General features: G+C 29.5%; 15 protein-coding genes. 2 read left to right on the top strand and 13 right to left on the bottom strand.

Annotated elements, in window-relative coordinates:
* Positions 1–3: 3 nt before the first annotated feature.
* From PKV21_01440 to PKV21_01380, 13 genes are all read right to left on the bottom strand, one after another.
* Complete coding sequence (locus PKV21_01440) at positions 4–822, bottom strand: sugar phosphate isomerase/epimerase family protein (protein ID HOM26153.1); 819 nt, start codon at positions 820–822, stop codon at positions 4–6.
* Positions 819–1046, bottom strand: a complete 228-nt coding sequence (locus PKV21_01435) for a 4Fe-4S dicluster domain-containing protein (protein ID HOM26152.1) — start codon at positions 1044–1046, stop codon at positions 819–821. The genes PKV21_01440 and PKV21_01435 overlap by 4 nt, the downstream gene beginning before the upstream one ends.
* Positions 1043–1822, bottom strand: a complete 780-nt coding sequence (locus tag PKV21_01430) for an NAD(+)/NADH kinase (protein HOM26151.1) — start codon at positions 1820–1822, stop codon at positions 1043–1045. Before PKV21_01430 ends, PKV21_01435 begins: the two co-directional genes overlap by 4 nt.
* A complete protein-coding gene (gene dxs / locus PKV21_01425) occupies positions 1815–3635 on the bottom strand; it encodes a 1-deoxy-D-xylulose-5-phosphate synthase (protein HOM26150.1) in 1821 nt (606 codons plus the stop codon). The genes PKV21_01430 and dxs overlap by 8 nt, the downstream gene beginning before the upstream one ends.
* On the bottom strand, positions 3607–4977 hold the full coding sequence (locus PKV21_01420) for a tetratricopeptide repeat protein (GenBank protein HOM26149.1): 1371 nt from the start codon (positions 4975–4977) through the stop codon (positions 3607–3609). Before PKV21_01420 ends, dxs begins: the two co-directional genes overlap by 29 nt.
* Before the next feature lie 105 nt (positions 4978–5082).
* Positions 5083–5955 carry an ATP phosphoribosyltransferase gene (hisG, locus tag PKV21_01415; GenBank protein HOM26148.1) on the bottom strand — a complete coding sequence of 291 codons (873 nt, stop codon included), beginning with the start codon at positions 5953–5955 and terminating at the stop codon, positions 5083–5085.
* Positions 5948–6922: an acetyl-CoA carboxylase carboxyltransferase subunit alpha gene (locus tag PKV21_01410; protein HOM26147.1), complete on the bottom strand. Its 975-nt coding sequence runs from the start codon at positions 6920–6922 to the stop codon at positions 5948–5950. Before PKV21_01410 ends, hisG begins: the two co-directional genes overlap by 8 nt.
* A complete protein-coding gene (gene gatC, locus PKV21_01405; protein ID HOM26146.1) occupies positions 6919–7212 on the bottom strand; it encodes an Asp-tRNA(Asn)/Glu-tRNA(Gln) amidotransferase subunit GatC in 294 nt (97 codons plus the stop codon). The genes PKV21_01410 and gatC overlap by 4 nt, the downstream gene beginning before the upstream one ends.
* A gap of 54 nt (positions 7213–7266) precedes the next feature.
* Positions 7267–8019 (bottom strand): TIGR00266 family protein, encoded by a 753-nt coding sequence (locus PKV21_01400; protein HOM26145.1) that lies wholly within the window; start codon positions 8017–8019, stop codon positions 7267–7269.
* The gene (locus PKV21_01395; protein HOM26144.1) at positions 8016–9932 is read right to left on the bottom strand and encodes a transketolase; all 1917 of its coding nucleotides are present in this window, start codon (positions 9930–9932) and stop codon (positions 8016–8018) included. Before PKV21_01395 ends, PKV21_01400 begins: the two co-directional genes overlap by 4 nt.
* Positions 9933–9944: 12 nt before the next feature.
* Positions 9945–10991, bottom strand: coding sequence for a zinc-binding dehydrogenase (locus PKV21_01390; protein ID HOM26143.1), 1047 nt, complete (start codon positions 10989–10991; stop codon positions 9945–9947).
* A gap of 11 nt (positions 10992–11002) precedes the next feature.
* A complete protein-coding gene (locus PKV21_01385) occupies positions 11003–12052 on the bottom strand; it encodes a hypothetical protein (GenBank protein ID HOM26142.1) in 1050 nt (349 codons plus the stop codon).
* Positions 12049–13938 carry an SLBB domain-containing protein gene (locus tag PKV21_01380; GenBank protein HOM26141.1) on the bottom strand — a complete coding sequence of 630 codons (1890 nt, stop codon included), beginning with the start codon at positions 13936–13938 and terminating at the stop codon, positions 12049–12051. The genes PKV21_01385 and PKV21_01380 overlap by 4 nt, the downstream gene beginning before the upstream one ends.
* Before the next feature lie 143 nt (positions 13939–14081).
* On the opposite strand from PKV21_01380, the gene PKV21_01375 reads away from it, so the two are divergent.
* A complete protein-coding gene (locus PKV21_01375; protein ID HOM26140.1) occupies positions 14082–16250 on the top strand; it encodes an ABC transporter ATP-binding protein in 2169 nt (722 codons plus the stop codon).
* Positions 16240–16608, top strand: a 369-nt coding sequence (locus PKV21_01370) for a DUF1854 domain-containing protein (GenBank protein ID HOM26139.1), incomplete at its 3' end; no start/stop codon positions are given. The genes PKV21_01375 and PKV21_01370, both read left to right, overlap by 11 nt.

Genomic DNA, 16608 nt, shown 5'->3' with positions numbered 1-16608 from the left:
TTTTTATTTACTCCAAATTTCCTTTTCAAGTTTTCTTAAAAAATCTCTTGCTTTAATTATGTCAACTTCTGGTTTTTCTCCAACTTCTCTTTCAATAGTAAAAAATCCATTATATCCAATTTCTTTCATTGCTTTTAAATATTCAGGCCAGTTAACTCCACCTTCTCCAAGAGGTAATTCCTTCCATCTTTTCTTACCATTTTCATCAGGAAGTTTAATCCCGTCTTTTGCATGTGTGTGAACAATATAATCCTTTAATGTATATACTCCTTTTACAGGGTCATCTCCTGCAACCATTACAAGATTTGCAGGGTCATAATTTACTTTAAGACCAGGATTTCCTATTTTATCAAGAAGTTTTTTTAATAAAACCGCGGGTTCCGGACCAGTTTCTGTGGCAAGAACTATTCCTTTATCATAAGCATATGTACCTACTTCTGGAAGAGATTCTTCCATCGTTTTCCATGCAATATCATTCTCATCTTCAGGAACAACTCCTATATGTGTAGTTACAACTTTAACTCCAAGGTCATAAGCAAGGTCTATTACTTCCTTTGTTCTCTCTATTCTCCATTCAACTGTTTTTGGGTCAGCAAAACCATGCCCTCCAAAATCACCTACAAGAGCACTTATAACAAGCCCTAAACTTTCAACAAAGTGTTTTAAATCGTCCCTTCCTGTCTTTGTTAAATTTTTTGGGTCTAAATCACCATGGGTTGCATAAGGTTGAATACCATCAAGACCAAGTTCTGCTGCTTTCTTTATCCCTTCCTTAATTGGCAATCTAAAACAATCCGGAATAACTCCTATTTTTAACTTCATATCTCCTCCTTTTTTTTGTTTTTATATATCTCAATTGCAACATCTGGACAAATTATAACACACCTTTTACAACCAATACAATTTTTTCCATTTACAACTTCAACATAATGATAGCCCATACAATTAAAATTTTCTGATAGAGTAAAAACACCAGAAGGACATATTTCTATACATAATCTGCAACTTTTACATCTTTCTTTATTTACTTTTATAATATATTTCATTTTCCAAAGTTAAATTTTGATTTTAATTTTTCAGAGAAATTATCTTCTATTATCAATTTTGCCTTGATTTCACTTTTTTTTATTTCTATCAATTCGTCTTTTTCTACATCATATTCCTTCTGTCCATCTCCTATAACTTTTCCATCAGGTGAAATCTTAATTTTAACAATTTTATCAGAAGGAATAATCAATGGTCTTGTATTTAAAGAATAGGGACAGAAAGGAGTAAGTAAAATACATTCATTATCAGGAAAAATTACAGGACCTCCTGCTGAAAGAGAATGAGCAGTTGAACCTGTTGGAGTAGAAATTATTATCCCATCTCCTCTAAAATTAAATACACTTTTTTCATCAATAAATACTTCAATTTCAACTATTCTTATTCCTTTTCTAAAAACTAAAAAATCATTAAGTACTTTACCTTTATATACTGCCTTATTTCCTTTTTTAATTTTAAGTTCAAGTAGTATCCTTTCTGAAATTTTAAATTTTCCGTCTAAAACTTTTTTAATTTTCTCTTCAATATTTTCAGAAGAGTTTGTTAAAAAGCCAACTTTTCCATAATTAATACCATAAATTATTGTTTTTGGACTTTTCAGAAGTCCAATTGCCTTTAAAATTGTACCATCTCCACCCATTGTTAAAATTAAGTCGGGATTTTTTATTTTTTTTTCAACAGTTTTTCCACAACTTTTTAACAGGTTTTCAAGTTTTTCTTTTTCCTTTGCAATCCCTGTAATTTTTTTATTTTCAAGTATAAAAATTCTTTCAAACATTTAAAAACTCCCTGATTTTTTCATAAATTTTTTCAACTGAAAGTCCGTATTTATCAAGAAGTAAATTTCTATCACCGTGTTCTATAAAAGTTTCAGGTAATCCTATTCTAAAAATATACTTTTTTATATTCCTATCCGAAAAAATCTCAAGTAAGTATGAACCAAAACCACCAGATGTAATATTTTCTTCTACAGTTATAATTTTATCAAATTTTTCAATTTTTTTCATTAAAACTTCATCAACAGGTTTAATTTGATTTACAGGTATAAAACTTAAAATAATTTTTTCTTTTTTTAGTTTTTCAAATGCAAAGTATGAATTTAAAGCCATACTTCCAACTGCCAGAATAACTACACTACTACCTTCATTTATTTCTTCATTTATAGTTTCCGGTAAAATATCTCTTGGATATCTGATAAATGTTGGCATTTTTTGATAAATTGAATTTTCAATAGTTTCTTTTAAAGTTTCTAAACTGTAAGGAGCATAAATTTTAAGATTTGGTATAGTTCTTAAAAAAGATATATCAAAAATTCCATGATGTGTTGGTCCATCTTCTCCAACTATTCCAGCCCTGTCAACAAGAAAAATTACAGGAAGGTTTTGCAGGCAAATATCATGGAAAATCTGGTCATATGTTCTCTGTAAAAAGGTACTGTAAATTGCGACAAAAACATTCATTCCACTTTTAGCAATTCCAGAGGCAATAATCACAGCATTACTTTCAGCAATTCCAACATCAAAAAATCTATCCTGATAATTTCTGGCAAAATTTTCAAGTCCAAGTCCCTTTTCCATTGCTGCTGTTATTACAAAAAAATTATTTTTTTCTGCAAGTTTTTCAAGTATTTCTCCTACAAATTTTGAATTTGTTTTTTGAGTTCCTGTTATATTACCTGTTTTTATATCAAAAGGTCCTATTGAATGAAATTTTTCAGGGTCTGATTCAGCAAAACTATAACCCTTTCCTTTTTTTGTAATAACATGTAAAACAACAGGTTCATTAATTTCTTTTATATTTTCAAGAATTTCAATCAACTTTTCAATATCATGGCCATCAATTGGACCAAAATATCTTATACCAAGTTTTTCAAAAAATACTCCAGGTACAATCAGAAATTTTGTTTTCTTTTCCAGTTCTTTTGTTATTTTTAATATATCATCTCCTAAAGCAGGAATTTTTTTTAAAATTTCTACAAATTCTTCTTTTGGTTTATTAATGAGAGGGGAACTTATAAATTTTGTTAAATAATAAGAAAGTGCTCCTTTTGTTGGTGAAATAGACATTTTATTATCGTTTAGAATAATTTTTACATTCTTTTTAATATCTCCAAGAAAGTTTAATCCTTCAAAAGTAATACCATTTGTTAATGAACCGTCTCCTATAACCGCAATTATTTGTTCTTTTTTTTCTTTAAAATCATTTCCTATCTTAATCCCTGTTGCAGAAGAAATACCTGTTCCAGCATGTCCAACTAAAAAAATATCTGTCTCACTTTCACCTGGATTTGGGAAACCACTTATTCCACCATATTTTCTCAATGTTTCAAATTTTTCATATCTTGTTAAAATTTTATGAGTGTAAGATTGATGTCCTACATCCCATATGATTTTATCTGGAGGAATATTGAAAACCTTATGAAGAGCAACTGTTATTTCTACTGTGCCAAGATTTGATGAAAGGTGTCCACCATTTTTAGAAACCACTTCAATAATGAATTCTCTTATTTCTTCACATAACTGATTTAATTGTTCAATGGATAGGTCTTTTATAAGGGGATAATCATCTTTTATTTTTTCCAGTAGTTTCATTTTTTAGCATATTCTTGACTTTTTCAATCATTTCCAGAATTTCTTTTTTGCCAGTTTCTTCATACACTTTTGAAAAATAAAGAATAGATTTTTCAAAGTCCTTTAATTGAAAATACAGATATCCAAGATGTTCATATATTTCAGGGTCTTTTTCAAGTTTAACTGCTTTTTCAAGATATTTCTTTGCATTTTTATAGTCCCCGAGTTTATAATAAGCCCATCCCAAACTATCAAGATAGGCACCATTATTGGGTTCAATTTTACATGCTTTTTTTATCATCTCAAATGCTTCATTAAGATTTTTATCTTTAAGAAGGTAAGAATATCCAAGATAATTTAAAGCAAAAGAATTTTCAGGATTAAGTTCTATTGCTTTTTTCATGTTTTCTTCCATCTTTTCAAAATCACCCTTTTTGTCATATAAAACGCCTAATTTAAATCTTGTATCTGATGAATCTTCAATTTTTAAACTTTCAACCCAGTATGTCTCTGCAATTTCATAATTTTTTTCACCCATATAGATTGAACCAAGAAAATCATAAAATTCTTTTTCTTTCAGGCCTCTTTCAATTGCTTTCAATAATATTTCTTTTGTTTTTTCATCATTTTTTTCGCTGTAATATATAACCGCAAGAAGTGAATATGCAAGTTTATTAAATGGATTAAACTGTAAACTTTTTTCAAGATACTCTTTTGCCTGTTCTATTTTATTTTCTTTCTGATAAAGGATTCCCAGAGATAAATATCCTTCCCAGAAATTAGGTCGTTTTTCTAATATTCCTAAATACATTTTTTCCGCTTCTTTGTAATTTCCCTGTGCTTCATAAATTTTAGCCAGATTATAATGTAAAAGATAATTATCAGGATATTCTTCAATAAGAATTTTATAATGATGTTCCGCCATATTGAAATTATTTAATTTTGAATAAATGTCACATAAAATCAATCTAAAAGAACTACTATCAGGTTTTATTTTAAGTCCTTTTTCAATATATATTGAAGCCTCTTTATATTTTTTTTCAAGTAAATTTGCTAGTCCCAGACCAAAATAAGGTTCAGGAATATCAGGATTTAAATTGGATGCTTTCTGAAAATTCTCCTTTGCCTTTTTATAATTGTTTTCCTTCATATATAAGTTGCCAATTTTTATGTAAATATATGGGTCAGGACCTCCTTTCTTTATTGTTTCTTCAAATTCTTTAATAGCAGAAGTATTATCTTTTTCATCTTCATAAATAAGTCCTGAAAGATATGTTTTTAAAGCAATATCTTTTTTCAAATTAGGAGTAATACATCCTGTAAGAATTAAAAGTAAACCTGTTAATACCAGATATTTTTTCATATCATTTTCTCTTTTTATGTCTCATTGCTTTTCTTCTTTTTTTGTACTTATGTCTTTTAACCTTTTTTATTTTCCTTTTTCTTCCGCAAGGCATACTCCCTCCCTTTAAATAATTACTTTGTTTAATGGATATTCAACAATTCCCTGAGCACCAAGTTTTTTCAATTTTGGTATTAATTCTTTTGCTTTATTTTTGTCAATTATTGTTTCAATAGCATACCAGTTTTTATCGGTTAAAGTTGATATTGTCGGTTTTTTCATTGCTGGTAAAATTTTTATAATGTTTTCAAGATTCTTTTTTTCAACATTCATTTTTAGTCCTACTTTCCCTTCTGCCTGTAAAGCACCTTTTAATAATAATGCTATATTTTCAATTTTTTCTCTTTTCCATTTGTCCTTCCATGAATTTCTATTGGCTATCAATCTTGGAGTTGATTCCATAATAACATCAATTATTTTCAAGTTATGAGAATATAAAGTAGAGCCTGTTTCAGTAATTTCAACAATAGCATCTACAAGATTTCCTGCTTTAATTTCAGTTGCTCCAAATGAAAATTCCACTTTAGCATTTACTCTGTTTTTCTTTAAATACCTTTTAGTTAGATTGACCAGTTCAGTAGCAATAATTTTACCTTCAAGGTCTTTTACAGTTTTAATATTTGACTTTTCAGGAGCAGCAAGTACTATTTTAACAGGTCTGAATCCCATTTTTGAATAAGTCAATTCGCATACTTCAATAACTTTTGCATTATTTTCAATTATCCAGTCCTTTCCTGCAATTCCTGCGTCAAAAGCACCAAGTTCTACATATCTGGGAATTTCCTGAGTTCTTAATAAAACACATTCAATTTCAGGGTCATCTATTGTCAGATAATAACTTCTTGAACTTGAGTATATTTCAAAACCAGCATTTTTGAAAATCAATAAAGTTGTTTCCTGTAAAGACCCTTTTGGTAAAACAAGTTTAAGTTTATTCACTTCTCTCTCCTTCTGAAAAAACACCTATTTTCCTGTATTTTTTATATCTCAATTCAACAAGTTCTTCAACTTTTATTGTTTTTAATTCTTTTAAATTTCTTTCTATTACTTCTTTCATTATTTTAAAAGTTGTTTCCCAATCACTGTGCGCTCCTCCAGTAGGTTCAGGTATTATTTCGTCTATTATTTTGAGTTCAAATAAATCCTTTGCTGTTAACTTTAATGCCTTTGCCGCTTCTTCCACTTTCTCCTGTGTTTTCCAAAGGATTGAAGCACATCCCTCTGGAGAAATAACTGAATATATTGAAAACTCTTGCATTAAAATTCTATCGCCAACTCCAATACCAAGTGCTCCTCCACTTCCACCTTCACCTATTATTATACACAAAATTGGAATTTTTAAAAGAGCCATTTCATAAAGATTTGTTGCTATTGAAAGTGCCTGTCCTCTTTCTTCCGCTTCTATATCAGGATGTGCTCCTGGTGTATCAATAAAAGTAATAACAGGGACTATAAATTTTTCAGCCAGTTTCATAATCCTTATTGCTTTTCTATAACCTTCCGGATGAGCCATACCAAATTTTCTTTCAATATTTTCTTTTGTATCTCTTCCCTTTTGATGACCAACAAAAGCAACTGTTATTCCAGAAAATTTACCAAAACCACTTACAATAGAAGGGTCATCTTTAAATATTCTATCACCATGTAATTCAATATATTCATCAAAAATATTGTTAAGATAATCTAATGTATGAGGTCTATTTGGATGTCTTGCCACTTGAACAATTTGTTGTGGAGTCAGATTAGAATAAATTTCTTTCTTCTTTTCATTTAATAACTGCTTTAATTTTAGAATTTCAGTATTTTTTTCTACTGTATTTTTAGTTTTACTTTTTTCAATTTCTTCAATTTTTTTTTCAATTTCTTCAATTGGTTTTTCAAAAGGGAGGTATTTTTTCTCCATCATATTATCCTCGGGACCTTGAAAAAGTTTTCGTCCCTGTCAGGAGCATTTTTTAAAATTTCTTCTTTTGATGTGGATTTATCAGGTATGTCTTCTCTAAATACATTTTTTATAGGTAGAACATGATAAGAAGGAGTAACGTTTTCCGTGTTTACCTCATTCAGTTTTGAAACATATTCAAGTATTTTTTCAAGTTCCTTTTCAAATTTATCTTTTTCTTCTTCTTTCAGTGAAATTCTTGCTAACTTACTCAAATATTCAACATCTTCTTTTTTTATTACCTTTTTCTCCATAAAAAAATTATAAAATTAAACTTAATTTAAGTCAAATTTTAAACTTTAGAAAAATTAATCCTCACTGCCTAAAATACCACCAAGTAAACCTCCGAGTCCAAATTTTTCTCCTCCGCCTTTTTTCAATCCGAAACCTCCAAGTTCTCTTCTTAATCTTGCAAGGGTCATACTCTGTAAGATTATCTTTCCAGGACCGGTTAATGTTGCAAGAAATAATCCCTCTCCGCCAAAAATTGCTGTTTTTATATCCTTTACAAACTCAACGTCATAATCAACTGTTTCTTCAAATCCAACTATACAACCTGTATCAATATGAATTTTTTCATTTTCTTTTAAATCAATTTCATAAAAATCTCCGCCTGCATGAATAAAAACTGTTCCAGGACCTGTGAATTTTTCAAGTATAAAACCTTCTCCTCCAAAAAAGGCAGGACCTACTTTTTTCTGAAAAGTAATTCCAAATTTTACTCTGCTTTCAGCACATATAAAAGCATCTCTCTGGGCAATAAAAGAAATTCCTGGTTTTAACTCAATCGCCTGAATTTTACCGGGGAAATCTCCCGCAAAAGCAACATAGCCCTCTTTATCATAACAGGTAAAATAAGTCATAAAAATTGATTCACCAGTAATTGTCCTGGTTAAAACATCTTTTAAAAGGTCTTTTGTTGATTGAGATGTCATTCTGGTTTCCATGTTTACATTACTACTTTTAAACATCATTTTTCCTGCTTCAGCATAAATTTCTTCTCCCTGAGAAATATACACTTTTACAAATTGAAGATTACCACCAAAAATTTCAAATTTCATAATACCTCCTTTTTAAACTTTATAATTTTTTCAACAATATCTTCAGGAGATATACCTTCTTTTTTAAATAATTCATCAGGATTCCCAGAAGCACCATAATTTTTAATCCCAAATCTCAAAAAATTAACCTTTATACTTTTTTCAGCAAGATATAGAGCAACTGTTGAACCAATTCCTGTATCTATATGATGGTCTTCATAGGTTATTATAAGTCCTGTATTTATGGCAATTTTTATCTTTTCTTCATCAATCACTGTCGGACAACTGAAATTCATAATTCCTATATCTACATCATTTTCTTTTAATTTCTCATGAACTTTAATAGCTCTGTAAACCATACATCCATAAGTTAGAATATATCCATCTTTACCTTCTCTTATTATGTCTGCCCTGCCATATTCAAATTTATAATTCTCATCAAAAAATACTTCACCATTTTCTTTCAATATCACAGGAATTCTACTTCTTCCCATTCCAACAAACCAGTTTCCCGGTTTGTCCGCAATATACCTTATAACCCTGTCTGTTTGATTTGGGTCTGCTGGAATTATAATTTTAAATCCATATAAGTTTCTTAAAACTCCGATATAATCAATGCACTGATGTGTTTTCCCATCTTCTCCAACATCAAGTCCAAGGTGCGTGCATACAAGTTTTAAATTAGTAAAATTCTGGTCATTAAGTCGTTGTTGATTGAATGTTTCATCAATACCAAATACACCAAAATCAGAAAAAAATGTTATGAATTTATCCGTTGAGATTGCTCCACTTATTGTTGCTGCATTATGTTCCTGAACACCTACCTGGAAAAATCTTTCTGGGAATTCCTTTTCAAAAAAATCTGTTTTTACACTTGAAGCAAGGTCACAATCAAAAACAATTACGGGATACTCTTTATTTTCCTTATTAATCTTTGCTATATCAAGTAGTGCTTTTCCATATGCTGTTCTGTTATCTGTTTTTTCTTCTTTACCATAGACAATCGGCTTTCCAGTGTTAATTGAAGGAGAAAAATAAAATTTTCTTTCGGGGAATTTCCAATCTTTTTCTCTCATCTTTTTGTATTTTTCCAATACAGGTTCAAGTTTAAGTTCCTCCATCGCTTTTAAATATTCTTCTTCTGATAATGGTTTTCCATGATATTTATATTCATTTTCCATAAAAGAAATTCCTTTACCCATTACTGTATGAGCAAGTATACAGGTTGGTTTATCAATTGATAAAGATTTTTTTATACAATTATATAGTTGGGTAAAATCATGACCATCACATTCAATAACTTCCCACCCATCTGCAAGATAATTTTCTTTGATTCTGCAAGGCATAACTTTATCAGTTTTTCCACTTATCTGAATTTTGTTGTAGTCAATAATTACTTTTAGTTTATTCAATCCATATTTAATAGCAAATCTTCTCGCTTCACCAACTTGACCTTTTGTTTGTTCACCATCACTCATCAAAACAAAAGTATATGAATTTCTATTGTTGAGTTTATCTGCAAGGACAAAACCACATCCTGCAGAAAGTCCCTGTCCAAGATTTCCTGTTCCCCATTCAACTCCAGGCACTTTTCTTACAATATGTCCTTCAAAAATACTTCCTGTTTTTCTGAATGTACTGATTGCCATATCAATGTCAAAAAAACCGAGACGTCCAAGAACAGAATAAACACCTGCAGATGTATGTCCATGACTTACAACTATTTTATCTCTTTCAGGGTCATCTATTTTTAAAGGTGAAATATTTGCATAAGAAAAAACAATAAGATAAATATCAAGAGAAGAAATTGCTCCTCCGGGATGGCCTGAATTTGCAATTGTTGTCATTGTTAGAATATCTCTTATGCAATTTTTTCTTAAATCTTCAAGTTTTTTCAAGTCCTCATTTGAGAGAGTATCTTTCTGAAATCTCATATTCCCTCCTTTTTATGGTTTTAATATCACACCTAAGGTTTTTTCTGGATGATTTATTAATTTTTCACATGCTGATGCTATTTCTGTTAATGGGAAAATATCTGTTATAAGTGATTTAACATTTAATCTTTTTTCTTTTATGAAAATTAAAATTTCTTCAACATTCCTTTTTGTACTCCATTGAACAAAAACTGGTGGATAATCTTCTCCGTATTCCCATTTTTCATCATGGTAACCAGGTCCAGTCCTTGAAGATGAAAGTATATCAATATTTCCTAAATAAACTGGAAAATTTAAATTTACAGAAACCAATCCAACAATGACTATCTTTCCCATTTTATGTGTATCCGGTGCTGTCTTCATAGTTTCAACAAGTAATTTTATAGTTTCAGTTGCTTCTCCACCAAAACAGATAAATCCTGTATCTATTCCGTAATTTCTTGAAAATTCAATTGTTTGTCTGACTAAATCTTCTTTTTCAATATTAATCACTCTATCTATACCATTCTGGACTGCTTTTTCCATTCTTAAATCATATTTATCCCACCCAATTACATGACATCCTGAAAGTTTAGATAACTGACTGACAATCTGACCTATAATTCCCAAACCTGCCACTACAACATTTTCCCCTATTTCAAGTTTTCCTCTTTTGACAGCCCAGAGTGCAGTTGCAGATAAATGGCAGAAAGTTCCTTCTTCAAAACTTAATTCATCAGGTAATGGAAAACATAAATTCTGAGGAATACAGGCATAATTTGTGTGTAAAGCATATCCAGAACCCATACAGGCAACTCTCTGACCTATTTTAAATCCTTTACATTTTTTACCTATTTCAACTATTACTCCTGAATTAGCATATCCAAATCTTCTTTTCTCAAATTTTGTTGGAGCAGGGGAGATTCGTAAGTTTCTAATTCCACCTATTTCTGTTCCGGGACTTATTAAACTTGCCTCAACTTTAACAAGAATTTCCCCTTCTTTCAATTCAGGAATAGGTTCTTCTTCAACAAAAACATCTCCTTTGTAATTATAATAAGCACATATTCTTCTATCCATAAAAACCTTTCCTATATAGTTCCAAGAAATCTTAAGAAGTCAAAAAATATAATTAGAAATCCAATTCCGCCTATAATACTGCTTACAAGAAGTAATATAAATTTTATATCAGGTTTGTAAACCTTATAAGGAACTTTTGCTTTATCTAGAATCTGAACAACAGGAGTATCTCTTGTTTCTTCTATTTTTGCTTCTTCCATTTTTGAAGTGAGAAAATTATATAGAGATTCCTGAACTTTTAATTCTCTTAAAATTCTTGTTAATTCATCCTGAGAGCCAAGTAATTTTGCAAGAGAAGATTGTATTTCTTTTATTTCATTTTTAAGCATTATAATTTTAGGGTCTTTATCATCTAAAATCTGTCTTTCTTTTTCAAGTTCAAGTTGTTTATTTATAAGTTGTTCCATAAGTTTACCGCCTGTTTGTGATATTTGAGTTAAATCCTGGTCAATAACAAGTTTATTGGTATTCTGAATTGTAGTTAGTCGTTTTTCCAATTCCTCAATAAGTTCAGTTGTTTCTTTCAATCTTTTTTCAATGAATATCCTGTTTTGTTTTGCTGTGGTAATTGTTAATTCTTTTATTAAATAATCAAGGTTTTCTGTATAAAAATTTGCTATTCCTGCGGCGATTTTCGGGTCTCTATCAATAACATCTATTTGAATTACTTTATCTTTTGTTAAGAAAATGTTAGTTCTTTCATTAAGTATTTCTATTGCCTCATCATCATTTGATACACCGTAATGTTTTTTGAGATTAAATTTCTCAATTATATCGTCTTTCATCCTTCTACTGTTAAGGATGGAGAAAAAAAGTTCTGTATTTGTTCTTATAAGAGAAAGGGGTTCTTTTGAAAATTTTGCTGTTTGTGAGGAAGATAAACTGACTTCTGATTCAGGAGGTTGCAAAATAGTAGATGTTGCTCTGTAATATTTAGGTGTAATTAAATAAAAGAGCACTGTAAGGTTTATTACCGCGATATATGTTAGAATAAGTAAAATTATATGTCTTTTTATAGGACTTCCCTTTAAAATTCCATTTTTTACTTTTTCTCTATTCATTTTATTAACACTCCTACTCCAACCGCTATTTGATAGAAAATTTGCATTATATCTTTAATGAATCTTAATTTCTCTCCTCTTGGTTCAAAAGGAATAATAATGGTGTCTCCTTCACTGATTTTTTCTAAATTTCTATCACTTGAACCGTCAACTCTAACAATAAAAATACTTTTTCTATCAGCATCTTTTGTAAAGCCACCTGTCTTTTGAATATAATCATTCAGAGTTAAATCAGGTTCATACAATACATTTGCTGGATTATTGACTTCTCCAACTACTGAAACATATACAGGTTTTTTGGGTATATAAATAATATCTCCGTTTTCAAGAGAAATATCATAAACACTATTTTCAAATTTTTCAAAATCATCCATTTTTATGATTATTCTTCCCTGTGGTTTAACTTCTGCAAGTTTTTCAACCGCTATTAAAGTTTTTTCAATTACCTGTTTTTCTTCTGTGTTTTGAGCAGTTTTTAATGCAGAATTCAATGTTTCTCTTTTTTCTTTTAATAGTTTTTCTATTTCTTCTTCTTTTTGTTTTTTCACCGATTCCCTTAAAAATACAATTCCTTTTGGATAAGCAGAAGAAGTAAAATTACCTGCTCTTTTTATAATGTTGCTTATTTTTTCTCCACTTTCAATTACATATTCTCCAGGGTACTTTACTTCTCCGGTAATTACAACTTTTTTTTCAGGTCTTTCTTTTGAATAAATTACAATTTTATCCTGAGGTAAAAGATTTAAATCATTATTTGTATCTCCTGAAAAAAGTTTTTCAGGAGAAAAAGAAATAATTTTTCTATATCCATTTTCAATTCTTATAATTTCTGCTTTTTCTGTTTCAGCAAATGGTAATAAATCATCTTTTTTTAAAATATTACTTATTTTAATCCCTTCTTTCCATCCATAAACTCTCTGTGTTTTTACAGCACCTGTTATTGAAACCTGATAAAAAGATTGAGAACTTAATAATGGAACTTTTACTACATCAAAATTTTTTAAAGAGAGATTTAAGATATCTTTCTCCTTTATATCAATTAACACTCTCCCTTTTTCTTTATCAATTCTTTCAATTTGAATATGAGAAATATCTGCAACCGGTAAAAAACCACCTGATAAATCAATCAATTCTTTTAATTCCATATTTTTCAATTCATATATTGCAGGTCTTCGTACTCCACCTGTAATTCCGACAAGATTTTCTGATTGATGAACAAAAACAGTGTCTCCGCTCTGGAATTGAAAAACTTTTGGTTTTTCACCTTTAAGAAGAATTGGATAGATGTCAATAAGTTCTTTTCCTCCATCATTTTTAATTATTTCAATTCTTCTTAAACTACCATTTTTATTTGGACCACCTGCTATGGCAATTACATCTATTATGTTTAAAAAAGGAAAAATTTCATAAACTCCTGGTTTTTTAACTTCTCCAAGAATATAAATATTAATTGTTCTAATTTTCCCTCCCGAAACAGAGACCTGAATATTCTTATATTTTTTATAGAATTTATCCTCAATTATTTTTTTGACTTCCTTCAGTGGTTTTCCCGCAAGATAAATTTTACCAATCCCTGAAATAAAAATACTTCCATCTGTTTCAACTTCTTTTTGATACTCCTGTTCAAAAAATCCCCACACATTGATAATAAGTGTATCTCCAGGTCCTAAAATATAATCATCACTTAAAGGTAACTGGTGGGTTTTTAAAAGTGGGGTGTAATTTTCAAAAAAATCCTCTCCAAATATTTTTAATTCAGGATATCCAGAAAAAACTTCACAGTTTAATTTAAAAGAGAAAAAACAAATAATAAATGTAAAAACTAATTTTTTCAAAAAATGTGACCAGTCAATTTTTATTATCCTGTAAAATTTTTCAATTTTCATTTCATTTCCTTTATTTTAAACAAAAAAACTAACAATTTTAAAAAGATGTTTGAGATTATTAAAATTTATCACACTCTTTTATATTTTTCAAGAATATCTGGTATAATATTTAAAAATTAAAAACTCGGAAAATTCTAAAGAAAATGGAAGAAATAAAGGATATAAAACTGGAAACAGAAGCAGACCTTGATTTATTCGGCAATCCTGCAAAAATTAGGATTGTTGCTACATCTGATAAACTTTATATAATTCCTGAAAAAGGATTTCAGGAAAAAATTTCTTTTGATTTAAAAAGGATAGAATCTTTTAATATACGACAGACGGTTGGAAGTGCTTTTTTTCAAATTAAAATAGATGGATATTTTATTGACATATTTAGGTTCACAAATTCAAACAGATATAAATTTTCTCGTTTTATAACCCAGGTACAAAATTTAAAATCAGGACAACCTGTTTCCAATGATATATTAAATCAACCCCATCCATTTTTATGTCAGAAATGTGGATTCCCTTTGCAGACGGAAGAGTCCACATGTCCAAATTGTTTAAAACAGGGAGCAATATTATCAAGAGTTTTTTCTTTACTTTCTGAGCATATTGGATGGATTTTTATTATTTTCTTTTTAATGGTTATAGGAGTTGCCTTAAGTTTAATACCTCCAAGAATTACAAAAATTCTTGTAGATGAAGTTTTAACCACCCGAAAACATGTTGACTGGCTTCCATATCTTGTAATTATACTTGTCAGTGCTGAATTTTTCCGTGCCCAGATTAATATGCTTGTAGGAACTATATCCACTTCTGTCGGGACACTGATTACAAATAATTTGAGAAAAAAATTATTCAAAAAACTTGAAGAATTGTCTTTGAGTTACTACGACATAAATTCAGTTGGAACTATAATGACAAGATTTTCTTCTGATGTTGAAGCATTTCATGGTTTTGTAACTCAGGCAGGACAGGGTTTCCTCTTAAATATATTTATGTTAATTGGAATAGGTATTATGCTTTTTTCAATAAACTGGTTACTTGCTTTATATGTTATGATACCTATACCATTTGTAGTGATTGGAACCCTTATATTCTGGCGTGGTGTTTATCCAAAATATTATAAGGTCTGGGATAGTCAGGCAAAACTTTCAACATTTTTGAATAATGTTCTTTCTGGAATAAAAACAGTAAAGGCATTTTCTCAGGAAGAAAAAGAATTTAATAGATTTACTTTCTACGCTGATAAATTAAAGGATTCGGTCAGGACAGTCAATATAAACATTTCTGTTTTCAATCCACTCATGGCTTTTCTCTTCAGTTTAGGTGGTTTGATTATATGGTATGTTGGAGGTAAAAATGTTCTTGAGGGGAAATTAACTCTTGGTGAATTAATGGCTTTTTTGAGTTATATTGGTATGTTTTATTCACCTTTAACAAATCTTACCCTTTTATCAACCTGGTTCAGTAATTTTACAACCGCCAGTCATAGAATTTTTGAAGTTCTTGATACTGAACCACAGGTTAAAGAACCAAAAAGGGCAGTGAAACTTATGAAAATTAAAGGTGAAATTGAATTTAGAAATGTAACTTTTGGTTATGACCCGTATCAACCTGTTATAAAAAATGTGAGTTTTAAAATAGAACCTGGGGAAATAGTCGGAATAGTTGGAAGGAGTGGGAGTGGGAAAACTACTCTTGTTAATTTATTATGTAAATTCTATGATGTTCAAGAAGGAGAAATTTTAATAGATGGAAAAAATCTAAAAGATATACCTTCATATGAATTGAGGAAACATATAGGACTTGTATTACAGGAACCTTTTTTATTTAGAGGAACAATTTCTGAAAATATATCCTATGGAAAGCCAGATGCTACTTTTGAGGAAATTATCAATGCAGCGAAAGTTGCCAATGCTCATGAATTCATTATGAAATTTCCAAACGGTTATGATACTTTACTTGGAGAGAGAGGTGCAGGACTTTCTGGTGGGGAAAAACAGAGAATAACAATTGCAAGGGCAGTCTTATGTGACCCTCCTATTCTGATTCTTGATGAAGCAACATCTTCTGTTGATACAGAATCGGAGAAAAAAATTCAGGATGCTTTATCTTCACTCTGGAAGGGCAGAACTACTATTATTATTGCTCATCGTCTCTCAACTTTAAAAGAATCTGATAAAATTATTGTTATAGATAATGGAAGAATTGCAGAAATTGGAAATCATAATGAATTAATGGAAAAAAGAGGTATATACTATAATCTTATTGTTATGCAGACACAACTTTCAAGTATTGATGGAGCATTGATACATGGAAATTAAAAAAGAATATTTGACCCCGGATAATATTAAAATTTTAAAAGGAGAATTCAATACAATTAATCTTTTTTTAATAGAAGATGGAATTCTTTATAAGAGTGTTTTTGCAGTTTCATGTTTCCCTGTTACCAATCCCTATAATTTCATTTCAATTTTCTATCAGAAAGAAACGGGTGAAATAGAAGAAATAGGAATAATTAAGAATATTTCTGTTTTTCCTGAAGAGGAAAAAAAGTTGATAATAGAAACACTTAATAAACATTATTTTTATTATGAAATAACCAGAATTTTAGATATTAAATGGAAATTTGGATTTCTTCTTTTTAAAAAATATAAAAAAGAGGGATATTCCAATATTTCC

It is taken from the genome of bacterium (assembly GCA_035371905.1).
In the GTDB taxonomy this organism is placed as follows: Bacteria; Ratteibacteria; UBA8468; order B48-G9; family JAFGKM01; genus JAMWDI01.
The sequence above is the reverse complement of the archived record's forward strand: the minus strand, read 5'-3'. Positions and strand labels throughout refer to the sequence as shown.